Origin of the sequence: Corallococcus macrosporus, assembly GCF_017302985.1 — a bacterium.
Lineage (GTDB): Bacteria > Myxococcota > Myxococcia > Myxococcales > Myxococcaceae > Corallococcus > Corallococcus macrosporus_A.
This window is the reverse complement of sequence record NZ_JAFIMU010000002.1, coordinates 122,220-145,399: the sequence shown is the minus strand read 5'-3', so window position 1 is coordinate 145,399 and position 23,180 is coordinate 122,220. Positions and strand designations below refer to the sequence as shown.

Below are 23,180 nucleotides of genomic sequence, written 5' to 3'. Positions count from 1 at the left end.
CCCGTCCTAGAGCGCCTCGATCAGCACGGCGATGCCCTGGCCGCCACCGATGCAGGCGGACCCGATACCATAGCGGGCGCCCCGGCGCTTGAGCTCGTACGCGAGCGTCATGGTGATGCGCGCCCCGGAGGCCCCCAGCGGGTGGCCCACGGCGATGGCGCCGCCGTTGACGTTGGTGGCGTCGCGTGGCAGGCCCAGCTCCTTCTCCACCGCCAGGTACTGGGGCGCGAAGGCCTCGTTGACCTCGAAGAGGTCCACGTCCGTGAGCTTCGCGTCCGCGCGCTTGAGCAGGTTGCGGATGGCCGGCGCGGGGCCAATGCCCATGATTTTCGGGTCGCAGCCGGACACGCCCCAGTTGACGAGCCGCGCCACGGGCTTCAGGCCGTGCTTCTCCACGAAGCTCCGGGTGGCCATCACCATGGAGCCCGCGCCGTCACAGATGCCGCTGGCCGCGCCCGCGTGCACCACGCCGTCCTTCTTGAACACCTTGGGCAGCTTGCGCAGCCCCTCCACCGTGGTCTCCGGACGGTTGTGCTCGTCCTTGGAAACCACCGTGTCGCCCTTCTTGCCCTTGAGCGTCACCGGCGCGATTTCATCCGCCAGCCGGCCGGACTCCTGGGCCGCGGCGAAGCGCTTCTGGGTGAGGACGGCGTACTGGTCCACGTCGTCCTGGGTGAGGCCGTAGTCCACCGCCAGCTGCTCGGCGGTGAGCGCCATGGCCTGGCCGGTGTAGCTGTCCGTGAGGGCCGTCCAGAGCATGTCCTCCAGGCCGCCCTTGCCCAGCGGGATGCCCCAGCGCGCGCCGCGGATGACGTGGGGCGCCTGGCTCATGGACTCCGTGCCGCCCGCGAGGACGCTCTCCGCGCCACCCGTCAGCATCATCTCCGCGGCCGTGACGAAGGCCTGGAAGCCGGAGCCGCACAGCCGGTTGACGCCCAGCGCGGGCACCGGCACCGGCACGCCCGTGCGCAGGCCCACGTGGCGCGGCAGGTAGATGGCGTCCGCGCTCGTCTGGACGACGTTGCCGTACACCACGTGCTCGATCTGCTCCGGGGAGACGCCCGCCTGGGCCAGGGCCGCCTTCGCGGACTCCACGGCCAGGTCGGTGGCGCTCAGGTCCTTGAGGCTGCCGCCGTAGGTACCGAACGGGGTGCGCTTGCCGGACAGGAAGTAGATTTCCTCGTTCTTGGACACGCTCTTCATGGTGCTCGTCTCCCTACTCTTCCGGGGCGCGCGGTGCACGCACGACGTGACACGGAAAAAGCGTCCGGGGGGCCGTCAGCCCGCGCGCCGTCCCAGGAAGGCGCTGGCGACGATGGCAAGCGCGATGGCCGTCCACAACAGCCCCTGGAGGTTCTGGCGGCGGATTTCCTTGCGCCCCAAACCGGCGTACCAGGCCCGCGCCGTCTGGACGCGCCCCTCCCAGGTGAAGCCCTCGGGGCCCGCCGGCTCCAACCCCTCGAGTCGTCGCACATGCGCGCGCAACAGGCGCTCCGGTGCGGCGTCCTCCAGGGAGCCGGAGCGGTAGCCGGGCACGTCCAGCGCGGGGCGCCGGTAGCTGGCGGTGACGACGAAGCCCCCGGAGGCCAGGGGGGTGAGCAGGTAGAGCCGGGGGAAGAGGTCGGCTCCCTCGTAGAGGGTGGCGAAGACGCGCTCGCCCGCGTGGGCCCAGTCGTAGGAGCGGGTGGCCTTCTGGAGGAGCGGCTTCTCCTCGTGGCTGCCCAGCGGCGTGAAGCCCAGCGCCTGGAGCTGGCCGGCCAGGGGGCCAAGCCCGTCCGGCAGGTCCATCTGGTCCGCCGGGGCCTCCGGCTCCACGCGGACGGTGTGGGGAAAGAGGTAGAGCAGCGCGCGCCAGAAGTTGAGGAACAGGAGCACGCCGGCCAGCACCAGCCCCGCGACGGCCACCCCCAGCTGCCCGAGCACGTTCACGGGCGGGGCTTTCCTTCCGGGCGCCGGTTGGCGGTGGCGGGCAGATTCGTCCACTTCGCCAGCTCGCCGGGGGTGAGCGGGTCGCGGCCCTCCAGGTAGCGCTCCAGGTGGCCCAGCGAGTCCACGCCCCAGAACATCTCGTCGTCCACCAGCACGGACGGCACGCCGAAAGCTCCGTGGGCCAGAGCGTCCTCGGTGTTCTTGCGCACGCGGTCCTTCACCTCCGGCAGCTGCGCCCGCGCGAGCAGGGCCTGCGCGTCGAAGCCGGCCTCCGTCAGCACCGCGCCCACCTGCTCCGGCGTCTCGATGCCCCGGCCCTGGCCCCACGCGGCCGAGTAGAGCGCGGTGGTGAGCCGCGTGCGCTCCGCCACGTCGTCCACCGCGGCCGTCACGCGCAAGGACAGGAGCGGGTTGAACGGATGCGAGGGCGGCAGGGTGAAGGGCGCGCCCTGCTCGTGCGCGATGCGGAACGTCTGCTTGAAGACGTAGACGCGCTTGGCGGGAATCTCCGCCGGGCCCACGGAGCCCACGGCGTTGAGCAGCCCCGCGAGCAGCACCGGCACGGGCTCCAGCTCCCGGCCGTGCCGGGCCGCGATGGCGGGCATGCGGAGCCAGGCGAGGTACGCGTACGGGGACAGGTAGTCCAGGCAGAAGCGCAGGGGGGAGGAGGCCATGGTGTCCCCATCCTATGCACGACCCGGCCGTCAGGCGCTCTGCTTCACGTCCTCGTGCTGGCGCGACAGCGGGCCGCGCAGCGACTGGGCCAGCAATTGGAGGTGCGTGGCCCGGGCGGTGGTGAAGGCCCGCTCGGCGATCTCCAGCTCCCGCATCACCTCTTCCGGCGTGCCGTAGCGCTCCGCGTGCTGCAGGTACACGAGCCCCATCTGGAGCACGTTGCCGGTGGACTCCGCCAGCAGGCGCGCGCGGCGCAGGTGCGCGTCCCCGTCCTCTTGTGACACCAGCGGCGCCAGGGCGCGGCGGGCCAGGATTTCGTCCCAGGGGTTGGCGAAGCGGGGGTCCAGCGCGCGCTCGAGCGCGGCCTCGGCGGCGGCGAGCGCGGCGGGCAGCCGGCCCTGGTCGCGTTCGAAGCGCGACTGGTACACGTGCACCAGCGTCTCCATGCGCAGGCCGCCCTGGCGCGCGGCCTCCAGCGCGCGGGGCAGGGACTCGCGCGCGGCGCCCGCGTCCTCGAAGAGCACGTCGCGGCACGCCTGGTACACGAGCACGTGCGCGCGCAGCCAGCGGTCCTCGGGCAGCACGCGCGACAGCGCCTCGCCGCGCGACACCACCGCGGCGACGAGCTCGTGCTCGCCGCGCTCCAGGTAGTAGGGCGGCGTGAAGAGGGCCAGGTTGCGCTCCATCAGCCGGGGGCTGCCCAGCCGCCGGATGAGCTCCGTCTTCTGCGCGAGCGCGGACGCGAACGCGGCGCCGTCGCCGGTGAAGGCCGCGCGCGCCACCTGCGCGAAGAGGTGGTAGGCGCGCACGTCCGTGAAGCCCTGGGCTTCGGCCAGTTGGAGCCCGTCCTTGTGCAGCTCTTCGTCCAGCGGCTCGCCACGCAGGGCCAGGTTCACGTTGAGCAGGTAGCCGCCCATGCCCAGCGCCCACGCGAGCCGCCGGGGCGGGCGCCCCACCGCGTCGCGGAACTCGCGCAGCCGCTGCACCTGCCTGCGCTGGTCCGCCACCCCACCCGCCCACTGGCCGGTGTAAGCGCTCAGCGTGGAGCGCGCCACGGACAGCCCCGCCCGGTACGGCGAGTCCTCCGGGTGCTCCGCGGCCACGCGCGCGATGAGCGCCTCCACCGCGTCCGTGCGCCCCAGGATGGCCAGTGCCATGCCCTGGAGGATTTCAAGCTCCGAGCGCTTCCAGAAGACATCCACCGGCGTCATCCGCGCGTCCGCCGCCACCTCGCGGAAGAGCGGAATCAACAGCTCCTCGCGCTCCGCCGGCGTGGCCGTGCGCGCGGACTCCAGCCGGGAGAGCGCCTCGCGCCGTCCGGACGCCACGTCCACCGTGGCCGCCCAGTGCGCGAAGAGCCGGTCCGCGTACGCCACCGACGTCGGCGGGTCGCTGGAGTAGCCCACCTCCACCAGCGACACCCACGTGCGCAAAAGCTGCTCCGAGCGCCCCGGGTAGTCCGGCGCGGACTCCAGCAGCGCCGCCGCCTCCTTCAGGAGCAGCGTGGCCTCCAGCAGCGCCTCCGCCTCGATGGCCGCGTGCCCCGCCTCCAGCAGCGGCTGGATGGCCTCCGCGGGCGCGTCCGAGCGCGCGAAGTGCCAGCCCACCGCGCGCACCACGCCCGCGCGTTCGGAGGGCAGCGACTGGAGCGTGCGCGCCACCCGGCCGTGGTGGGCCCGGCGCTCCGCCTCCGGCGTGCTGTCGTAGACGGCCTGGTGCACGGTGTCGTGCGTGAAGACGTAGCGGCCCTCCACGTCCTGGAGGAACTGCCGCTCCACGATGCCGTCCAGCACGGCGAACAGCTCCGCCTCCGGCAGGCCCGACAGCGCGCGCAACAGCGGCAGGTCCAGCATCCGGCCCGCGGGCGCCAGCTTGCGCAGGAGCGCCACCTGCTCCGGCGGCGCGCTGGCCAGACGCACCAGCACCGCCTCCTGGATGCTCGCCGGAAGCCTGCGCGTACCCAGCCCCTCCTCCGCCTCCCACCGTCCGCCCACGCGCTTGAGCGCGCCCGCCTCCACCAGCATGCGCAGGCATTCCGTGGCGAAGAAGGCGTTGCCGCCGGTGGTCGCGTGCAGCCGCTGCACGAAGCCCTCCGGCACGTCCAGCCCCGGCAGCACCAGCTCCACCAGCGTGGCCACGTGCTCGGCGGACAGGGGCTCCAGGTCCACGCGGGACGTGAGCTTCTCATCCACCGTCTGGAACGCGAGGCTCAGGCGCGACAGCTCCTGCGAGCGGAACGTGCCCACCACCATGCCGCGCGTGCCGTGCAGCGCGCGGATGAGGACGTTGAGCGCCTCCAGCGACGCGCTGTCCGCCCACTGGAGATCCTCGAAGCACAGCACGAAGGACTGCCGCCCCCCCAGCGTGCGCGTCCACTCCGACAGCGCCTCGAAGAAGGCGGTCTTCTCATCGGAGCTGTCGCGCGGAAGCTGCTCGTGCAGGTCGCCGTCGAACACGTCCGACGACAAGAGGCGCGCGAGCGGGGCCTTCACCCGGTCCATCAGCTCCGAGGGCGTGTGCGGCACCAGGCAGCGCAGGGCCTGCGCCACGGGCGCCAGCGGGGACAGCCCCTCCGCGCGGCACTGGCCCCGGCCGAAGGGCAGCTCCGCCAGCTTCGCCTGCAGCTCGAACTCCTGGAGCAGCCGCGTCTTGCCCACGCCCGCGGGCCCGCCCACGAGCACCGCGCGCGACTGGCCCCAGTCCGCTTCCGCCAGGCCGTTCATCAGCCCTTCCAGCTCCGCCTCGCGCCCCACCACCTCCGGCACGTGCAGGTAGCTGGCGCGCGCGGACAGCGACTCCTCCGGCACGGGCTCGCCGCTGGCCTGGCAGAGCGCCTCCAGCAGCTCGCCCGCGTCCTGGAAGCGCTCGCGCGGGTCCTTCGCCATCAACAGGAGGATGATCTCCTCCAGCTGCGGATCCACCGGGCAGATGGTGGACGGGCGCGGCGCCGGGCGCGTCAGGTGGTCCGCGAGCAGCACCGCGGGGCTCGCGCGCTTGAAGGGCAACTTGCGCGTGGCCAGGTACCAGGCCATCACGCCCAGCGAGTACAGGTCCGCGCGGCCGTCGATGCTCGCGCCCCGCTGCCACTCCGGCGCCAGGTACTCCAGCGTGCCCTTCAGCTTGCCGGGGCTGGGCGTGCCCAGCTGGTGCATCACGCCGAAGTCCATCAGCTTCACCGCGCCGGACTCGGTGATGCGCACGTTGCTGGCCTTGATGTCGCAGTGCACGTACAGGCGCGAGTGGATGAACGCGAGCACCTGCGCCATTTGAATCAGCACGCGATACAGCGTGCGCGTGTCCAGCGGCGCGTCATGCACCAGCGAGCTCAGGTCCTTGCCGCCCACCACCTCCATGGTGATGAAGCGGTTGCCGGCCTCCGTCATGCCCCAGTCGAAGACCTTGAGCGTGGACGGGTGCTGGAGCTTCTTCATCGCGAAGAACTCGTGCCGGAACAGCAGCACCAGCTCCTCCACCTTCGCGGCGGACAGCTCCGAGGGGACGTGCATCTCCTTGAGCGCCACGCGGCGGCGCTCCTGCAGGTCGTCCGCCAGCCAGATGCGGCCCATGCCGCCCTCGCCCAAGAGCGAGTCCACCCGGTAGCGCCCGGTGACGATGACGCCGGGAATCAGCGAGCGGCGCTCGCCCACGCCCGAGCCCGGCAACGTGATGGGCGTACGCATCCGCTCACCCCACGTGCTCGGAGGGCGGGTGCGCTCATCCAGTACCGTTGTCTTCTCGTCGTCGCTCACGAGCCAAAGGGCTGGCCGTTTCCGGCCAGGGTCCGGTTTGCAGAATCCAGACGTCGGAGGAATAGCACGTTTCAGTGACACCGCCTCCGGGACATCCGAGCAGGTGCGCTCCCGCTGCTTGCATTCCCTGTTTCACCGCCCTGCTGGAAGCGCTCGCGGCAGGCGTGCCCGGACGCCTGCTGGGGAGCCACTTCCACACCCGCTCCCACGACGCGCCCGTCCGCGTGCACACCCTTGCTCCAAGCCCGTGGGCCCGTCGCCCCGGGAGGAGGGGGAAGCGGCATGCGTGCATGGAAGTGGGGCGGCGCCACGGTGGGCCTCGCGGCCGTGACGGCCTGGATGGCCTGCGGCCAGTCCGGGACGGATGAACTCGAGGGCATCGCGAAGGCCGAGGCCGCGACGGTGACGCTGGGCGACGGCCACTGCGCGGGCGTGGTGGTGGGCCAGGGACGCCACGTCCTCACCGCGGCCCACTGCGTCGCACCGGACGCGGGCAACGAGCGGACGAACTTCGAGGACGGGCGGCAGTTGTCGGGCCGCTATGTGTTCGTGGATCGCGGCCGGGACATGGCGGTACTGGAGCTGGAGGCGAAGGCGCCTGTCGCACCGCTGGAGGTGGCCCGGGGGCTGCCCATCCCCGGCGCCATGCTCGTCTTCACCGGACGCCACGACCGGCCCGGCGAACCGCAGCGCGTGATGGTGGAGCGCTGGGGCCGCTGCCCGTCACTGCCGGACGTGCCCAACGCGCTCTTCACCACGATGCACGGCGTCCCCGGAGACTCTGGCGCGCCGCTGGTGGACGAGCAGCAGCGCGTGGTGGGCCTGGTGCATGGCGGCGCCCGGTGCAGCATCGCCGCGCCCACCGGGGACGTGGCGCCGGAGATCGAGCGCCTGTCACGGCAGGACGCGCAGCCCCTGGCCCGGCGGCCGGCCTCCGCGCCGCGCTGACGCGGGAAGACGGCGCACCCCGCCCTTTCCGCACCTGGACGGCCGGGCAGGCGGCCTCTGCACGGGCCGTCATTGCCCGCCCGCCGCCGCGCATCCCACCTTCCCGTCGGAGGTGACACCCATGGCTTCGGACAAGGACATCCTGGACTCCAAGAACTTCCAGCCGCGCAACCGGGGGCAGATGGAGGACGCGTTGGACCGCGGCGCCGCCGAGCTCGCCCGGGAGCGTTCGCGGGCCGCCGCCCGGGAGGACGTCAACCCCGGCCCGCTGGAGGAGACCGCCTGGGAGGCGCAGGTGGAGCGCGGCGCGGAGTGGCGGGAAGAAGAGGTGCCCGAGCGCGAGGCGCGGGGCGACGAGGAGCCGGACTCCGAGGTTTCCCGGCGCGGGCTCCTGAATCCGCCGCCCGAGAGTTAGGGGCGTTGGCGGCAAACCCGTGAGGTGGAGGCTTTCGTGAATTCTCACGGGTGAGGGGGGACCTCTTGCCCGGTGCGCACGGCGGGGGGATGCTGTGCACGCCGTTCCCCCTGCCGTCCGTCGTTGCCGCCCCGGGAGTCGATGCACCGTGAAGCCCAAGGTCCTCATCGTGGAGAACTCCTGGACCATGCGCGAGACGCTCCGGCTGCTGCTGTCGGGTGAGTTCGACTGCACGGTGGCGGCGGATGGGGAGACGGGGCTCGCGCACGCGCTGACGCAGCCGCCGGACGTGCTCCTGTCGGACGTGAACATGGAGGGCATCGACGGCTACGAGTTGTGCCGCCGCGTGCGCGCCGAGCCCGCCCTGGCGCACCTGCCGGTGGTGTTCGTCAGCGGCTACGCACCGCGCGCGGACCTGGAGCCCGGGCAGCCCCAGCCGGATGCGTACCTGGTCAAGCCGGTGAAGCCGCCGTACCTCATCGCGCAGCTGCATGCCGTGCTGCAGCGTGCCCGGGGCGAAACCGCCAAGGCCGCGGGCGAGGGCTGAGCCGGACGGCCGTCCAGGCCTCGCGCCTGTGTCGCGGCGCGGACGCCCCACGCTTCTGTCACTGACCTGGGACACCGGGAGGGCTATACCTTGCCCGAACCTTCCCTTTCCTCTCGTCCCGAGGTCACCGCGTGCTCAACGCCATTCCCCGCGTCCCGGCTCCCAAGAACGAGCCTGTCCTCTCCTACGCTCCCGGCACCCCCGAGCGCGCGGAGCTCCAGTCCACCCTCAAGCGCATGAGCGGGGAGCGCATCGACATCCCCGTCGTCATCGGCGGCAAGCACGTGAAGTCCAGCAAGACGGACACCGTGCGCATGCCGCACCGGCATCAGCACGTGCTGGCCACCCTGCACGAGGCCGACGCGGGCCACGTGGAGCAGGCCATCCAGAACGCCATGAGCGTGAAGGAGGACTGGGCGCGGATGCCCTTCCACGCGCGCGCGGCCATCTTCCTGCGCGCCGCGGAGTTGCTGACCACGCGCTACCGCCCGCTGCTCAACGCGTCCTCCATGCTGGGCCAGTCCAAGACGGCGCACCAGGCGGAGATCGACGCGGCCTGTGAGCTCATCGACTTCCTTCGCTACAACGTCCACTTCGCGCAGCAGATCCTGGCCATCCAGCCGGAGAACTCGCCGCAGACGTGGAACATGACGGACTACCGGCCGCTGGACGGGTTCGTCTTCGCCATCGCGCCGTTCAACTTCACGTCCATCGCGCTGAACCTCTGCGTGTCGCCCGCCATCATGGGCAACGTGGTGCTGTGGAAGCCCTCCTCCACGCAGGCCCTGAGCGCGTGGTACGGCCTGGAGCTCCTGCGCGAGGCGGGCCTGCCCGACGGCGTCATCAACATGCTGCCCGGTGACGGCCCCACGGTGGGCAACCCGGTGCTGGCCAGCCCCCACCTGGGCGGCATCCACTTCACCGGCTCCACGCCCACGTTCAACAACCTGTGGAAGACGGTGGGGGAGAACGTCGGCCGCTACAAGCAGTACCCGCGGCTGGTGGGTGAGACGGGCGGCAAGGACTTCATCTTCGCGCACCCGTCCGCGGCGGACGACCTGGAGGCGCTCGCGGTCGCCATCGTGCGCGGCGGCTACGAGTACCAGGGCCAGAAGTGCTCCGCGGCCAGCCGCGTCTACGTGCCGGAGTCCCTGTGGCCCAAGCTGAAGTCGCGGCTCCAGGCGCTCATCGGTGAAATCAAGATGGGCGACGTGGCGGACTTCCGGAACTTCATGGGCGCCGTCATCGACGAGCGCTCGTTCAAGAAGGTGTCCTCGTACATCGAGCTGGCGAAGTCCGGCGGCGAGGCCTCCATCGTCGCGGGCGGCGGCACGGACAAGAGCGAGGGCTACTTCGTGCAGCCCACGCTGGTGCAGTGCACGAACCCGCGCCACCGCATCATGACGGAGGAGATCTTCGCGCCGCTCGTCGGCGTGTACGTCTACCCGGACGCGAAGTTCGAGGAGACGCTGAAGGAGTGCGACCAGTCCGCGAGCTACGCGCTGACGGGCGCCATCTTCGCGCGCGACCGCAAGGCCATCGAGCAGATGATGAGCGGCCTGCGCAACGCGGCGGGCAACTTCTACATCAACGACAAGCCCACGGGCGCGGTGGTGGGCCAGCAGCCCTTCGGCGGCAGCCGGGCCTCGGGCACCAACGACAAGTCCGGGTCGATGATCAACCTGTTCCGCTGGAGCAGCCCGCGCACCATCAAGGAGAACTTCGCGCCGCCCGTGAAGGTCCCCTACCCGTTCATGGACAGCGACCCGAAGGAAGGGGCCATCTAGTTCCATGAGCGGACCGTTCCCGGGCATCGCGGGGCTGGACACCTACGCGCTGGAGGACGGCGGCTGCCGCGTGGAGGTCATCCCCACGCGCGGCGCGCTCGTCACGCGCATGGTGGTGGAGGGCGAGGACGTGCTCTATCTGGACGAGGGCACCGTCGCCGACCTCACGAAGAGCGTGCGCGGGGGCATCCCCGTGCTCTTTCCCAACGCCGGTCCCCTGCCCGGGGACACGTATCCGGCGGACCGCAAGGCGTACTCGCTGCCGCAGCACGGCTTCGCGCGGAAGCTGCCGTGGACGGTGCGCCAGGCGGAAGAGTCCCTGCTGGTGCTGGGGCTCACGTCGTCGGAGGAGACGCTGCGCCAGTACCCGTGGGCGTTCGACGCGCAGCTGGCGTTCTCGCTCGCGGGCCGCAGGCTGACGCTGGACTTCGACCTGGAGAACCGGGACACGCGGCCCCTGCCGCTGCACCTGGGCTACCACCCGTACTTCCGCGTGCCTCAAGCGCAGAAGGCCCAGGCGCGCGTGGAGACGGACGCCACGCACGCGTGGGACAACCGCGCGAAGCACGAGGTGCCCTTCACCGGCCTGGACCTCACCGCGCAGGAGGTGGACATGCACCTGCGTGACCACTCCGCGCCGGGCACGGTGCTGGAGCGGGGCCCGGGCCTGTCCCCCGTGAAGCTGTCGTGGAGCGGGGAGTTCCGCATGCTCGTCGTGTGGACGCTCACGGGGAAGGACTTCGTCTGCGTGGAGCCGTGGACGGCCGCCGCCGGGGCGCTGGCCACCGGCGAGGGGCTGCTGCACGTCGCTCCGGGCGAGCGCGTGTCGCTCGCCTTCGACATCGAGGCGTAAGCGCCTCAGGCGTGCGGGATGAGGGGCATGCTCAGCGGGCCGCGCACGGTGAGGGAGGTGTTCCACTTCACCGGGCCCGTGGGCGTGAAGCGCGTGAAGCGGGACAGCAGCACCTCCAGCCCCACGCGCGCCTCCAGCCGGGCCAGCGGCGCGCCCAGGCAGAAGTGGATGCCGTGGCCGAAGGGCATGTTGTTCACGCCCTCGCGGTCCATGTCGAAGGTGTCCGGGTCCTTGAAGCGCTCGCCGTCGCGGCACGCGGAGCCGATCATCAGCGCCACGCGCGCGCCCTCCGGAATCACCACGCCCGACACCTCCGTGGCCTTCGTCGTCACGCGCACCAGGCCGTGCACGGAGGGCTCGTAGCGAAGCACCTCCTCCACGAAGCGCCCCACCTGTGACGGGTTCTCGCGCAGCCGGGCCACCAGGTGCGGCTGCTCCATCAACAGGCGCACGCTGTGGCTGACGAGCTGCACGGTGGTCTCCAGCCCCGCCACCACCAGCAGGAACAGGAAGCTCATCACCTCCGCGTCGGAGAGCGCTTCCCCGTCCACGCGCGTCTTCACCAGGTCCGACACCATGTCGTCCTGCGGGTGGCGGCGGCGCTCGGCGACGACGTTGGACAGGTAGTCCTCCATCTCGCGCACGGTGGCCTTGATGGACTCGTGCCGGTGGGTGTCCTTCTCCGTCGTGCCGGACACGCTGGACAGGTCCACCGACCAGCGCTTGTAGCGAGCGGTCATGGTGGGGTCCAAGGCGAACAGCTCGCCAATCACGCTGGCGGGCAGCGGCATGGCGAAGGCGTCCACGAGGTCCACCTCGCGCCCCGGGGTCAGCCGCTCCGCCAGCGTCTGCGCGAAGCCGCGGATGCGAGGCTCCAGCCGGTTCACCGCCGCGGGCGTCCACGCGCGGCTCACCAGCGTGCGCAGCCGCATGTGGTGCGGCGGGTCCATGACGATCATCGACTCGGAGAACGGGTTGTGGCCCAGCCACGGCGGCGCGGTGGTGGTGCGCACGCCGGCGGAGGAGAAGACCTGCGGGTTCTTGAAGGCCGCGGCCACGTCCTCGAAGCGCGTGAGGGCCCACAGCCCGCCGGGCTCCACCTGACACACCGGCGCGGTGCGGCGCAGCTCCGCGTAGACGGGGTAGGGATTCGCCCGGACCTCCGGGGCCAGCAGGTTCACTCGTTCAGCCATGGAAGAATTTCCTTTCCCGACTGGAAATCTATACCCGGTATACTGGCTCCTGAACAGAGGCGCTGCCTCCTCCCCCTTCGAGTCACCATGTCCCGCATCCTCCTCGCCGCCGTTCTCGCCCTGGGTCTGTCCGCGTGCTCCGACGACCCCGATGAAGTCACGCCTGACTCAGGCACCTCCACCACGGATGCGGGCCGCGACGCGGGCACGGACGTGGACGCCGGCACCGACGTGGACGCGGGCACGGACGCGGGCACCGGCGTCGACGCGGGCACGGACGCTGGGACGGGCACGGACGCGGGCACAAGCAGCTCGCACGGCTCCGGCAAGCTCGCGTGCAGCAAGACGGGCACGGTGAGCACGGATGCGGGCACGCTGACGTACTGCGTGGCGCAGGTGGGCGCGACGGAGGTGAAGTACATCGAGCCGAAGCAGGGCATCGCGCCCGGGCCCATGCGGCTGGCCATCTACCTGCACGGTGACGGCGCGGCCACGTACAACGGCAACAACCCGCGCTCGCTGTTCACGCACGGCGGTTGGACGTACGGGCACAACACGCTCTACGTGACGGCGCTCGCGCCCAACAAGTGCGCGTGGTGGACGGTGCCGGAGCGCACGGACTGCACCACGGAGGCGCCCATCGAGGCGCGCGACCTGGAGGGCAAGAACGCGGCGGAGCTGGTGTCGCTCATCGAGGCGCTGCGCAAGGGCTGGGACATCCAGGACGGCCCCATCCTCTTCGGCGGCTCGTCGGGTGGCTCCATCCAGCTGACGGCCAGCTTCCTGCCGCGCTACGGCGACCGCTACCCGGGCGTCTACGCGCTGAGCTGCGGCGGTGAGAAGCCGTGGTCGGGCAGCATGAACTGGGACGCGTCGAACGCGGCGCTGCGCGCGGGCACGAAGTTCTACTTCACGTACGGCGACCAGGATTACCTCCTCCAGGACATCCAGGCGGCGGAGCAGTACCTCACCGGGCTCCAGTTCCCGGTGAACGACAAGGTCATCGCGGGCGCTGCGCACTGCGCGTTCGACCAGGTGGGCCGCGTCACGGAAGTGTGGAACGAGGCCACCGCGCAGTAACGGCTGTCTTCCCTGCTCCGCTTCTCGCGGTGATTCCATCGCAAGAAGCGGAGTGCGAGGGCAGAAGGCCGGTCGATAGCGTCGCGCGCATCCTCTTGCTGGAGCCCGGATGCGCCTCTACGACTATCTCCCCTCCGCGAATGGCTACAAGGTCCGCACGCTGCTGAACCAACTGGGCGTCGCGTACGAGCTGGTGCCGGTGGACATCTTCGCTGGGGAGAGCCACACGGCGGACTTCCACGCGAAGAACCCGGACGGCCGCATCCCGGTGCTGGAGCCGGAGCCCGGGCGGTTCCTCGCGGAGTCCAACGCCATCCTGTTGTTCCTCGCGGAGGGCACTCGGTTCCTGCCGGAGGACCGCTTCGCGCGGGCGCAGGTGCACCAGTGGATGTTCTTCGAACAGAACGCGGTGGAGCCGAACCTGGGCACCGCACGCTTCTGGCTCCTCACCGGCCGGCAGCCGCCAGAGTCCGACGTGCTCCGCAATCGCATCCAGAACGGCGAGCGCGCGCTGGCCACGCTGGAGCGGCACCTGGGCAAACACCCGTTCCTAGTGGCGGAGCGCTACACCGTCGCGGACGTCTGCCTTTACGCGTACACGCACCTGGCGCCGGAGGCGGGCGTGGACCTCGTGCCCTACCCATCCGTGCGCGCGTGGCTGGAGCGCGTGAAGGCCCAGCCCGGCTTCCTGGGCCCCGTGCCGCCCTACTCCGCGAACGCGCACGTGTTCAGGGACAGCCCTTAATGGAAACGGAGCGAGGCGCAGTAGAATACTTGAGCGAGGAGGATCTTCACGCGGCCGCGAACACCTAAGTCCCGTCCGTGTCTGCCTCTGGAGGATTAAACATGGCGACGATTCGCTACCTTGAAGCGATGTTTGGGCTGGGTCCCGAGCAGGAACACATTGCGGTCCCCGCGAAGGCCGGAGTCAAGTTAAAGGAAATGGTCGATGACCTCCTCGGCACGGATGACATGATTGCCATCTACATCCCTGAGGGGACCGATGATGTGTACCAAAATGAAGGCCAGCGCGGGCGAGTCGTGGGGGCCGTAAAGTTGTTGCAGATGCCAGCAAACAGGACGGTTGACAATTACTTCTTCAACGACCTTCTTACTCGCGAGCGAAGATGGCCGATAGGCTGGCCCTGCCAAGTCGTCTACTTCCCCCCAAACAATGCTGGACCGCTGCTGCGTAATCTCGTCGACCTGATCCACGGGCCAGGTAATTTCCAACCGTTCGTTGGTGGGCTCCAACACGGACCAAAGAAACTGGATCTCAAGATGGCCAAGCGACTGCTCGAAGAGCTGTCGCCATTTCCGGTGCGCTAATATTACTCGATCATTTCGGGCGCCTGCCGCGAAGGAGCGCTCTCGAAATACTGTAGTACCTCTGGGAAATGACCGGATCGCATTAGCGACGTGAGGTGACTGTGTCGGTGTCTCGTCATCTGTTGGTCAATGTGGACGTGAGTTCGTGGGGCGCGAAACCGGTCCCCCCAAGATAATGTCGCTCCACAAACAGCTCGTCCCTGTAGACATGCGTGAGGTTTTGGTGCTCATTGCTCTTCTCACGGCACCACCTCTTGCCCTCGGCTTCGAGTTCGACAACAGCTGGGCATGCGCGCGCTATCTGCCTGCGTTGGACAAGGGCCCACTCCTGCACCTCCGGCATGAGTGGACAGAACTCGATCCTCACCAGAAGACGGTGCTGAGCGACGACTTCGGAATGGGGATCACTACGCTTCTGCTCTTCGAAGCGCTCGACACCATCTACTTCGCCCACACGCAGTACCTTGTGAAGACGCTCAACACGCCTGCTTTCAGTCTGAAGCCATCCCAGAAGAAAGGGCAGCGCAAAAGTCCCGACTTTGTCGCCGTCGACACCAAGGGCCGGGCGCACATCATCGAATGCAAGGGCACCCAGACACCGAGCACCCTCTACAAGCTCCTGAACAACGGTATCCCTCAGAAGCAGAACATGCGCGTCGGCCCTCCCTACGCCCTGGGGCAGAGCCTCGTCGCTGGCGTCTATATTCCTCAGCACGGCGGCGGGAAGCCTCTCTGCCAAATCATCGACCCGGAGATTGAGCTAGCAGAGGGCGAGCGCAATCAGGGAAACGGGGGTGATAACCTAGCGGTCGCCGCCGCTCGCGCGAATGTCGCCTCGGCGTTGCACTTACTCGGTCTACGTCGAGAGGGAAACGCGGTGGCCCTTAAAGAAAATGAGATGAAAGGTCCGCCTGCCGAACGTGTCCGGGAACTCTCAACAGTGCTTGGCATCGGCAAGTTACAAAAAGAGCCTTTTATCGTGCAGTCACGCACCGTCTTCTACCCTCACGAACTTCACACCGACAATGGTATGGCGTTCGATGAGATTCGCATCCGGACGGGTCTGAGCCGCAACATCTTCGATGCAGTTGTTGCTGGAGACTTGGATAGAGCAGTACGTCAGTCCGTGGCGCGAACACACCTGGGGTGGCGGCGGGCGTCGACAGAGACGCGGCTGCAACTCGCAACCGCGACGGGCATGTTCGCCGAGCTCGAGTTGCTCGCGCGGGGCTGATACTATTTGATCAGATTCGTGACGATCCTCGAGGAGGAGCGCGAGCGCCGAGTCTGCGGAGGCACAGCGAAAAATGGTCGCGGCGGCGCAGCAGCAACTGCAGAAGCCGCCGACGCACCTGGGGCATCGTCCAGGGAATCCTCCTCCGGGGGAAAAGCGATCGACGGAGCGAGGAATCCATGGGCCACAATGCAGAGCGTGGCGTGATGGTGAAAGCCTCTCCAGGTGCCCCCAAGTGGTCCAGCCCCACTTCGCCTTTCATCTCCTGGTAGTCACGCTCGACGCGCCAGCGCAGCTTCGCCAGGGTGACGAGGCGTTTAAGGGGCGTCTCTGCCGGCAATGACGAGAGATAGAAATTCGTCGGCGCGGATTACCCTTGCGGCCATTCACACAACAGCCATTCGGGTGCACCTGGTGCATTGCGGATGACGTGGCTTTTAGCGACCTGGATTCGCACCGCGGCGAAGGTGGACGCCTGCCTGCCACGACTCCCGGCGCGCCAGCTGACACGGCGGTACTCTTCTTCGGGCAACTTGCGCGCAAGCTCCTCAATCGTCCAAGGCTGCACGCCGCTGCCGTCGACAAAGCGCGTCCGGGGACGGCCGTACTCGCCCGCCTTCTTCACCGGACGGTGCGGCGTAGCTCCTGGCGGCCACTCCTTGTGCTGCCCTGGCACTCCGACAAGGTAAGGCAGTGCTCGCGCCGTGAGGCCTTCGCGGAACTCACGGCAGTTGCCATACCCCGCATCCGCCAGCACGACGTGCTTACGCACGCCTCACTTCAGCGCGTCGTCCAACTGCTCCAGCGCCAGCTCCCATTTGCGTGACGCACCCAGCGCCGCGGGGACACCGGCAGCCTTACGCCTGTCCGTTCCTTCACCCACTCCTCAGGTGTGCTTGGCCCGGCGGGTCAAGCACAGTGCCGCCCTACTCCGCGAACGCGAACGTGCGCTGACTACTCCTGCTCAGCGGCCACGGCCTCACGGGCCTCCGCGTCCGTGAGCATCACCGTGGGCGCGTCCGCCTTCGCTTCCATGAGCCGCTTCGCCAGCAGCTCCGTCACGGGCGCGAGCACGCTGAAGTGCGTGGCACCCGGCACGGCGAGGAACGACAGCGGTGCGCCCTTCGCCGCCGCGCGCAGCGGTTCGAATGCGTCCATGTTCCCGTGGTCCGAGCCCTCGATGACCTGCGTGGGCACGCGCAGGTGCTCCACGTAGCTCACCGGGTTGCGCATCCACAGCTCCGGCCCACGGGCCTGTCCCAGCAGCGGGACGTAGTGCGCGTACTCCGACACGTCGTGCACCGGGCCGAACACGTAGGCTCCCTTCAAGCGCGGCGACAGCACCGCCGCCATCAGCGCCACCGTGCCTCCCGTGCTGTGGCCCGCGACGTAGATGCGCGCGGGGTCCACGTCAGGGCGCTGCGCCACGAAGTCGATGGCGGCCACCACGTCATCCACCTCGCCCAGGAAGTACTCACGCGCGCCCGGGTTGTCGTTCGACCCTCGCAAGGACGGCAGCATCAACACCAGCCCCGCCTCACGAAACGCCCGCGCGCTCTGATCATTGCTCCGGGACGAATGCGCCCACGCCAGGGCGCCGATCCCGAAGTCCATGCCACCGTGGATCCACACCACCGCGGGCCGCTTCGCGCCTTCCCGCACGGGCGTGACGTAGGCCGCGTTCGTGCCCAGCGGCGCGGGATAGCGCACCAGTTCGAACAGCTCCTTTCGCGGCGTGGGCGCGGGAATGCGCTGCTCGGGCTCCACCTTCAACTGCGTGCGGAAGGTCTTTCGAAGGTTCACGGACGTGGGCGGCGCGGGCTTGGAGCACGCAGAGAGAAACAGACAGGCCAGCAGGACATGACGGTGGAAGGACTTCATTCTGGGAATACGCGGTGAATCGTTGTCACGGGCGCGCGACACGTGCGGTGATGTTCTGGAGGGTGGCTTGACAGCTCGCGACATCGCGTCTACTTCTTCTCGCAGAATGTTCGTCACCTCCGCCATGTGCATGTGTTCGATGCCTGTTCCGGGTGGGCCCAAGCCCGCCGCGGCCGGCTGACGCACAGCCTGCCCCTGGCGAGCCAACCGGAGCCCACCCACCCGCGAGGGTCGGTGGGCTTCGTCGTTCCGGGCCTCCGCTCTCGCACCCCTGCCGAGAAGCGTCGCAGCGCCCACCGAGTCCTGAAGCCCTCCCCGCCGCCCGCAGTGTCCTGACGTCCCCACCACCCGTCCGCCCTCACGCACGCGCGCTCCTTCCGGAGCGACGCGAACAGGAGTCCCTTGCCATGAGCACGCCCACCGAACGTCCGCTGCACCCCGACACGCTCGCGCTGCACGCCGGCTACTCGCCCGACCCCACCACTGGCGCTCGCGCGGTGCCCATCTACCAGACCACCAGCTACCGCTTCCGCGACGCGGACCACGCCGCCGCCCTCTTCGGCCTCAAGGAGTTCGGCAACATCTACACGCGCATCATGAACCCCACGACGGACGTCTTCGAGAAGCGCATCGCCGCGCTCGAAGGCGGCGTCGGAGCGCTCGCGGTCGCGTCCGGCCAGGCCGCGCAGACGCTGGGCATCCTCAACATCCTGAAGACGGGGGACGAGATCGTCTCCGGCGCCAGCCTCTACGGCGGCACGTACAACCTCTTCAAGGTGACGCTCGCGCGCCTGGGCATCACCACGAAGTTCGTGGACGCGGGCAACCCGGACGCGTTCCGTCAGGCCATCGGGCCGAAGACGAAGGCGCTCTACCTGGAGTCGCTCGGCAACCCGCGCCTGGACGTGCCGGACTTCGACGCCATCGGCGCCGTGGCACGTGAAGCGGGCCTGCCCCTCTTCGTGGACAACACCGCGCTGTCCCCCGCCCTCTTCAACCCGCTGCGCCACGGCGCGAACATCGTGCTGCACAGCGCGACGAAGTACATCGGCGGCCACGGCACCTCCATTGGCGGCGTCATCGTGGACGGCGGCAACTTCCCCTGGGAGAACGGTAGGTTCCCGGAGCTGACCGAGCCCAACCCCGGCTACCACGGCCTGCGCCTGAGAGAGGCTTTCGGCCCCGCGGCGTTCATCCTCAAGGCCCGGCTGGAGGGCCTGCGCGACCTGGGTCCCGCGCTCAGCCCCTTCAACGCGCACGCGTTCATCCTGGGCCTGGAGACGCTGCGCCTGCGGCTGGAGCGCCACTCGCAGAACGCGCTCGCGGTGGCGAAGTGGCTCAAGCAGCACAAGAAGGTGGAGTGGGTGCGCTACCCGGGCCTGGAGGACGACCCCTCGTTCCTCAACGCGAAGAAGTACCTCCAGGGCGGCTTCGGTGGGCTCGTCACCTTCGGCGTGAAGGGCGGCCTGTCCGCCGGGCGCAAGGTGATTGACGGCGTGAAGCTGTGGAGCCTGCTCGCGAACATCGGCGACACGCGCTCGCTCATCATCCACCCCGCGTCCACCACGCACGAACAGCTCAGCCCGCAGGAGCGCGCCAGCACGGGCGTCACCGACGACCTGGTGCGCCTGTCCGTGGGCCTGGAGCACCTGGACGACATCCTGGCCGACCTGGACCAGGCCCTGAGCGCGGCCTGACGCCATGCGACCCGTGAGGCCTGGCCAGGAAGTGCCCCCGCGCGCGGAGACCCCGCGCGTCTTTGATTTGTCGCTGCCGGACCTGCCGCTGGAGGCCGGTGCCCGCGTGGCGCCCCACCTCGTGCGCGGCTGGTGGTGGGGGCCCCCGGAGGACCTCGCGTGGTTGCAGTCGCGCGCCCGCGTGCATTCCGACGAAGCGACACGGGCAGGCCGGCTGCGCGTGGTGCGCAGGTCCGCCTCCGAACTGCGCGACGCGGCCTCCGAGCTGCGCGGCACGCGCCGCACCGGGCCCCGCCGCACACCGGACGCGGTGCCCACCGTGCTGCTGGTGCACGCGCTCACCGGGGACATGCACGCCGGTGGTGAAGGCGGCTGGTGGGAGCCCGTCATCGGGCATGGCCGGCCGTTGGACCCATCGCGCGTGCGGCTGCTGTGCTTCAACAACCTGGGCTCCTGCTACGGCACCTTCGGCCCCGCCGACGAGGGCTTCCCGCAGCGCACCGACGACACGCGCTTCGGCCCCTCGCCGGTGCTGCCCAAGGGCGACCTGCGCCTGGACGAGCGGAGCCTGCCCGCGACCCTCACGCCGTGGGACCAGGCGCGCTCCATCCTCGCGGCGCTGGACGCGCTGGGCGTGGACGAGGTGGCGCTCGTCACCGGCGGCTCGCTGGGCGGCATGGTGGTGCTGTGCCTGGCGGCGCTCGCGCCGGAGCGCTTCCAGCGCATGGTGCCCATCGCGACGGCGGAGGCCGCGTCCGCGTGGGTGGTGGGCTGGAACCACGTGGCCCGGCAGGCCCTGCTCCTCGACCCCGAGTACCCCGAGTCTCCGCGGCGCGGCCTGGAGCTGGCGCGCCAGTTGGCGACGCTCACCTATCGCGCGGAGGCCGGACTGGACGCGCTCCAGCCGCGTCCGCAGGCGTGGTCGTCGCGCACGCTGTATCCGGTGGAGAGCTACCTGGAGCACCAGGGCGCGAAGCTGGAGGCGCGCTTCGATGCCCGCTCCTACCTGGCGCTGCTGGGCGCCATGGACCATCACGACCTCACGCGCGTGCCGACAGCCAACGGAGGTCCCGGCGTGGGCCGCATCCGCGCGAGCACGTTGACCGTTGGCATCGACCGGGACGTCCTCTTTCCTCCCGAGCACATGAAGAACCTGTCCCGGCGCCTGCGCGCGCAGGGACTCCATGCCGAGCACGCGGTCCTGTGCAGCGTGCACGGCCACGACGGCTTCCTCATCGAATGGGACGCGCTCGCGCCCCTGTTGATCCGCGCGCTCGCCCTGCCTGCGGGCCTGGGCCGCGACGATCGCCTCTTCTCCCCTGCCGGCGTCCGCGCCCGGAAGACCTCATGACCGCCCCAGTGAGCATCACCCGTTACGCTCCCTTCCTGCTCGACACCGCCCAGGGACTCGCGTCCGTGGCCACGCACCTGTCACGCCGCGACGCGGGCAACACGCGCGCCGCCATCGTGTCGTCGCCGCCGTGGCTCGCGGCGGGGCTGGAGTCCGCGCTGTCCATCGCGTTGAAGGGCAACTCCACGCTGGCCCGGCAGGAGCTGGACGGGCTGCTCGCGCGGGGCCTGTTGATGCTGGAGGAGGCCGAGCGCCGGCTGGGCGCGCCCCCGGGCTCCACGTCGGTGGAGGCGGACGGCGCACGCACGCTGGCGTCACTGCTGGAGCCCGCACGCCGCGCGCTGGATGGCGCCAGCCTGGTGCGTGAGCGGCGGCCCGCGCTGGAGGACGTGGTGCGCGGCACCGGCGAGCGGCTGACGGCGGCACTGCTGGCGCGGCTCTTGGGGGCGCGCGGCGTGCCGTCGCTGGAGGTGGACGCGGCGGACTGGACGGTGACGGAGGGCGAGCCCGGACAGGCGCGCGTGAACCGCGAGCACACCCGCGCGCGGGTGGCGACGCTGCGGCCTTCGTGGGAGGGACGGCTGACGCTGCACGCGGGCGGACGGGGCGTGGCGCTGGATGGGCGCTCCACGACGCTGGGCGTGGAGGGCGCGGACGAGACGGCGGCGGTGCTGTCCGTGCTGCTGGGCACGCCGCTGACGCTGTGGACGGACGTGCCCGGCGTGATGACGGCGGATCCGCTGCACGTGGCGGATGCGCGACCGGTGCCGCACCTGAGCTACACGGAGGCGCTGGAGCTGGTGTACCTGGGCCTGCCCACGCTGCACCCGCGCGCGCTGTCCACGCTGCGCGACGCGGACATCCCGCTGCGCGTGCGCCACCTGCAACAGCCGGAGGAGCCCGGCACCCTCATCGACGTGCGCGGCGCAGGCAACGGCAGCGTGCCCACGTGCGTGGTGTCGCTGGAGGACCTGGCGCTGCTGGGCCTGGAGGGCGGCACGGAGGAGGCGGCGCGGCCGGTGGGGCCTCGCGCGTTGCAGGCGCTGGAGGCCGCCGGCATCGACGCGTGGATGGCGGCGCAGTCGTCACCGGGACGCTCGGTGGCGGTGGTGCTGCGCCGGGCGCACGCGGCCCGCGCGGAGGAGGTGCTGCGGCGGGAGCTGGCGCCGGAGCTGGAGCGCGGAGCGTTGCAGCCGCCCCAGGTGCGCGCGCCGGTGACGCAGGTGGCGCTGGTGGCGGAGGCGATGGGCCAGGGCGCCAACGTGGCGGGACGGCTGTTCCAGCCGCTGGGCGCGCTGGGCATCAACGTGCGCGCCATCGCGCAGACGGCGAGCGCGCGCTCCATCTCGTTCATCGTGGACGGGGCGGAGACGGCGCTGACGGTGCGCACGGTGCACGCGGCCTTCCACTTCGCGCACGAAGAGGTGAGCCTGCTGGTGCTGGGGCACGGCGTGGTGGGCAGCAACCTGCTGGACCAACTGCGCGCGCTGCAGGAGACGCTGGCGCAGGAGCACGGCATCCAGCTCAATCTTGTAGGGCTCGCGGACAGCCGGCGGGTGCTCTTCTCACCGGAGGGCATCCCGCTGAAGCAGTGGCGCGAGCGCATCGGGTCCGTGCCTGAAGGCGCGTCGCCGCCCGTGGTGCGCGCGCTGCTGGAGCCGCTGCGCCGGCTGCCGGTGCCGGTGCTGGTGGACTGCACCGCGGCGGAGGGCATGGAGGAGCTATACCTGGAGGCCTTCCGCAGCGGCATCCACGTGGTGGCGGCGAACAAGAAGCCGCTGACGCAGCCGCGTGAGGTCTGGGAGCGCTTGCGGAGCACGGCGCACCTGAACCACCGCGCGTACCACTACGAGACGACGGTGGGCGCGGGGCTCCCGGTCATCCAGACGCTGAAGGACCTGGTGCGCACGGGGGACCGGGTGCACGGGGTGGAGGGTTCGTTCTCCGGGACGCTCGGATACCTGAGCCAGCAGTTGATGGACGGCGTGCCGCTGTCCAAGGCGGTGCGCACCGCGCGCGAGAAGGGCTTCACGGAGCCGCATCCGCGCGAGGACCTGGCGGGCACGGACGCGGCTCGCAAGGCGCTCATCCTCGCGCGTGAGCAGGGCTTGGACCTGTCGCTGGAGGACGTGGAGGTGGAGCCGTTCGTGCCTCGCGAGTCCCTGGAGGAGGCGGACGTGGAGCGCTTCCTCGCGGGGCTGGAGAAGCTGGACCGGACGTTCACCTCGCGCATCGAGGGGCTGCGCGCGGAGGGCAAGGTGCTGCGCTACCTGGCGCGCATCGACCCGTCGGCGAAGGACGGGCCGGTGCTGCGCGTGGGTCCGGTGGCCGTGCCGGAGGAGCATCCGGCCACGCGGCTGCGCGGCTCGGAGGCGTTCGTGGCCTTCTCCACGGAGCGCTACGCGGACTACCCGCTGCTCGTGCAGGGCGCGGGGGCGGGAGGCCCCGTCACGGCGGCGGGCGTCCTCGCGGACATCCTGAAGATTGCCCAGAACCTGCGAGGGCGGTGAGG

General features: G+C 70.3%; 18 protein-coding genes and 1 pseudogene. 12 read left to right on the top strand and 7 right to left on the bottom strand.

Going from position 1 to position 23,180, the window contains the following annotated elements:
- Positions 1–6: 6 nt before the first annotated feature.
- From JYK02_RS01080 to JYK02_RS01065, 4 genes are all read right to left on the bottom strand, one after another.
- Entirely contained in the window at positions 7–1,203 is a 1,197-nt protein-coding gene (locus tag JYK02_RS01080) for an acetyl-CoA C-acetyltransferase (RefSeq protein WP_207047994.1), read from the bottom strand.
- A gap of 75 nt (positions 1,204–1,278) precedes the next feature.
- A complete protein-coding gene (locus JYK02_RS01075; protein WP_207047993.1) occupies positions 1,279–1,929 on the bottom strand; it encodes a hypothetical protein in 651 nt (216 codons plus the stop codon).
- Positions 1,926–2,603: a 2-hydroxychromene-2-carboxylate isomerase gene (locus JYK02_RS01070; RefSeq protein WP_207047992.1), complete on the bottom strand. Its 678-nt coding sequence runs from the start codon at positions 2,601–2,603 to the stop codon at positions 1,926–1,928. Before JYK02_RS01070 ends, JYK02_RS01075 begins: the two co-directional genes overlap by 4 nt.
- Before the next feature lie 30 nt (positions 2,604–2,633).
- On the bottom strand, positions 2,634–6,284 hold the full coding sequence (locus JYK02_RS01065; protein WP_207047991.1) for a serine/threonine-protein kinase: 3,651 nt from the start codon (positions 6,282–6,284) through the stop codon (positions 2,634–2,636).
- 351 nt (positions 6,285–6,635) lie between these two features.
- Between JYK02_RS01065 and JYK02_RS01060 the strand changes: the two genes are divergently transcribed.
- The 5 genes from JYK02_RS01060 (at position 6,636) to JYK02_RS01040 (ending at position 10,903) form a co-directional block, all read left to right on the top strand.
- Positions 6,636–7,301: a S1 family peptidase gene (locus JYK02_RS01060; RefSeq protein WP_207047990.1), complete on the top strand. Its 666-nt coding sequence runs from the start codon at positions 6,636–6,638 to the stop codon at positions 7,299–7,301.
- 121 nt (positions 7,302–7,422) lie between these two features.
- The gene (locus JYK02_RS01055) at positions 7,423–7,716 is read left to right on the top strand and encodes a hypothetical protein (RefSeq protein ID WP_207047989.1); all 294 of its coding nucleotides are present in this window, start codon (positions 7,423–7,425) and stop codon (positions 7,714–7,716) included.
- Between the two features lie 148 nt (positions 7,717–7,864).
- Positions 7,865–8,263, top strand: coding sequence for a response regulator (locus JYK02_RS01050; RefSeq protein ID WP_207047988.1), 399 nt, complete (start codon positions 7,865–7,867; stop codon positions 8,261–8,263).
- 131 nt (positions 8,264–8,394) lie between these two features.
- Entirely contained in the window at positions 8,395–10,050 is a 1,656-nt protein-coding gene (gene pruA / locus JYK02_RS01045; protein ID WP_207047987.1) for an L-glutamate gamma-semialdehyde dehydrogenase, read from the top strand.
- A gap of 4 nt (positions 10,051–10,054) precedes the next feature.
- Positions 10,055–10,903, top strand: a complete 849-nt coding sequence (locus JYK02_RS01040; RefSeq protein WP_207047986.1) for an aldose epimerase — start codon at positions 10,055–10,057, stop codon at positions 10,901–10,903.
- A 5-nt stretch (positions 10,904–10,908) separates the two neighbouring features.
- Here JYK02_RS01040 and JYK02_RS01035 read toward each other — a convergent pair whose 3' ends face one another.
- Entirely contained in the window at positions 10,909–12,096 is a 1,188-nt protein-coding gene (locus JYK02_RS01035) for a cytochrome P450 (RefSeq protein ID WP_207047985.1), read from the bottom strand.
- A gap of 87 nt (positions 12,097–12,183) precedes the next feature.
- Here JYK02_RS01035 and JYK02_RS39390 point away from each other — a divergent pair, with 87 nt between their 5' ends.
- The 4 genes from JYK02_RS39390 (at position 12,184) to JYK02_RS01015 (ending at position 15,739) form a co-directional block, all read left to right on the top strand.
- Entirely contained in the window at positions 12,184–13,176 is a 993-nt protein-coding gene (locus JYK02_RS39390; protein ID WP_242588286.1) for an alpha/beta hydrolase, read from the top strand.
- Positions 13,177–13,285: 109 nt separating this feature from the next.
- Positions 13,286–13,921, top strand: a complete 636-nt coding sequence (locus JYK02_RS01025) for a glutathione S-transferase family protein (RefSeq protein ID WP_207047984.1) — start codon at positions 13,286–13,288, stop codon at positions 13,919–13,921.
- Between the two features lie 101 nt (positions 13,922–14,022).
- Positions 14,023–14,505, top strand: a complete 483-nt coding sequence (locus JYK02_RS01020) for a hypothetical protein (RefSeq protein WP_207047983.1) — start codon at positions 14,023–14,025, stop codon at positions 14,503–14,505.
- 208 nt (positions 14,506–14,713) lie between these two features.
- On the top strand, positions 14,714–15,739 hold the full coding sequence (locus tag JYK02_RS01015; RefSeq protein ID WP_207047982.1) for a hypothetical protein: 1,026 nt from the start codon (positions 14,714–14,716) through the stop codon (positions 15,737–15,739).
- Positions 15,740–15,741: 2 nt separating this feature from the next.
- Here JYK02_RS01015 and JYK02_RS40875 read toward each other — a convergent pair.
- Both JYK02_RS40875 and JYK02_RS01005 read right to left on the bottom strand, forming a co-directional pair.
- A pseudogene (locus JYK02_RS40875) lies at positions 15,742–16,630 on the bottom strand (IS701 family transposase); the annotation flags it as partial.
- A gap of 63 nt (positions 16,631–16,693) precedes the next feature.
- The gene (locus JYK02_RS01005) at positions 16,694–17,620 is read right to left on the bottom strand and encodes an alpha/beta hydrolase family protein (RefSeq protein ID WP_207047980.1); all 927 of its coding nucleotides are present in this window, start codon (positions 17,618–17,620) and stop codon (positions 16,694–16,696) included.
- A 407-nt stretch (positions 17,621–18,027) separates the two neighbouring features.
- On the opposite strand from JYK02_RS01005, the gene JYK02_RS01000 reads away from it, so the two are divergent.
- The 3 genes from JYK02_RS01000 to JYK02_RS00990 are packed head-to-tail and all read left to right on the top strand — an operon-like array spanning position 18,028 to position 23,178.
- Positions 18,028–19,317, top strand: coding sequence for an O-acetylhomoserine aminocarboxypropyltransferase/cysteine synthase family protein (locus JYK02_RS01000; RefSeq protein WP_207047979.1), 1,290 nt, complete (start codon positions 18,028–18,030; stop codon positions 19,315–19,317).
- Positions 19,318–19,321: 4 nt separating this feature from the next.
- Entirely contained in the window at positions 19,322–20,668 is a 1,347-nt protein-coding gene (locus tag JYK02_RS00995; RefSeq protein WP_207047978.1) for an alpha/beta fold hydrolase, read from the top strand.
- Positions 20,665–23,178: an ACT domain-containing protein gene (locus tag JYK02_RS00990; protein ID WP_207047977.1), complete on the top strand. Its 2,514-nt coding sequence runs from the start codon at positions 20,665–20,667 to the stop codon at positions 23,176–23,178. Before JYK02_RS00995 ends, JYK02_RS00990 begins: the two co-directional genes overlap by 4 nt.
- Positions 23,179–23,180: the final 2 nt, after the last annotated feature.

What these genes read in the sequence shown, in the direction of transcription:
- JYK02_RS01080 (WP_207047994.1), bottom strand. Translation starts at nt 1,203, where the DNA reads ATGAAGAGCGTGTCCAAGAACGAGGAAATCTACTTCCTGTCCGGCAAG.
- JYK02_RS01070 (WP_207047992.1), bottom strand. Translation starts at nt 2,603, where the DNA reads ATGGCCTCCTCCCCCCTGCGCTTCTGCCTGGACTACCTGTCCCCGTAC.
- JYK02_RS01065 (WP_207047991.1), bottom strand. Translation starts at nt 6,284, where the DNA reads ATGCGTACGCCCATCACGTTGCCGGGCTCGGGCGTGGGCGAGCGCCGC.
- JYK02_RS01060 (WP_207047990.1), top strand. Translation starts at nt 6,636, where the DNA reads ATGCGTGCATGGAAGTGGGGCGGCGCCACGGTGGGCCTCGCGGCCGTG.
- JYK02_RS01055 (WP_207047989.1), top strand. Translation starts at nt 7,423, where the DNA reads ATGGCTTCGGACAAGGACATCCTGGACTCCAAGAACTTCCAGCCGCGC.
- JYK02_RS01040 (WP_207047986.1), top strand. Translation starts at nt 10,055, where the DNA reads ATGAGCGGACCGTTCCCGGGCATCGCGGGGCTGGACACCTACGCGCTG.
- JYK02_RS01035 (WP_207047985.1), bottom strand. Translation starts at nt 12,096, where the DNA reads ATGGCTGAACGAGTGAACCTGCTGGCCCCGGAGGTCCGGGCGAATCCC.
- JYK02_RS39390 (WP_242588286.1), top strand. Translation starts at nt 12,184, where the DNA reads ATGTCCCGCATCCTCCTCGCCGCCGTTCTCGCCCTGGGTCTGTCCGCG.
- JYK02_RS01025 (WP_207047984.1), top strand. Translation starts at nt 13,286, where the DNA reads ATGCGCCTCTACGACTATCTCCCCTCCGCGAATGGCTACAAGGTCCGC.
- JYK02_RS01020 (WP_207047983.1), top strand. Translation starts at nt 14,023, where the DNA reads ATGGCGACGATTCGCTACCTTGAAGCGATGTTTGGGCTGGGTCCCGAG.
- JYK02_RS01015 (WP_207047982.1), top strand. Translation starts at nt 14,714, where the DNA reads ATGCGTGAGGTTTTGGTGCTCATTGCTCTTCTCACGGCACCACCTCTT.
- JYK02_RS01005 (WP_207047980.1), bottom strand. Translation starts at nt 17,620, where the DNA reads ATGAAGTCCTTCCACCGTCATGTCCTGCTGGCCTGTCTGTTTCTCTCT.
- JYK02_RS01000 (WP_207047979.1), top strand. Translation starts at nt 18,028, where the DNA reads ATGAGCACGCCCACCGAACGTCCGCTGCACCCCGACACGCTCGCGCTG.
- JYK02_RS00995 (WP_207047978.1), top strand. Translation starts at nt 19,322, where the DNA reads ATGCGACCCGTGAGGCCTGGCCAGGAAGTGCCCCCGCGCGCGGAGACC.
- JYK02_RS00990 (WP_207047977.1), top strand. Translation starts at nt 20,665, where the DNA reads ATGACCGCCCCAGTGAGCATCACCCGTTACGCTCCCTTCCTGCTCGAC.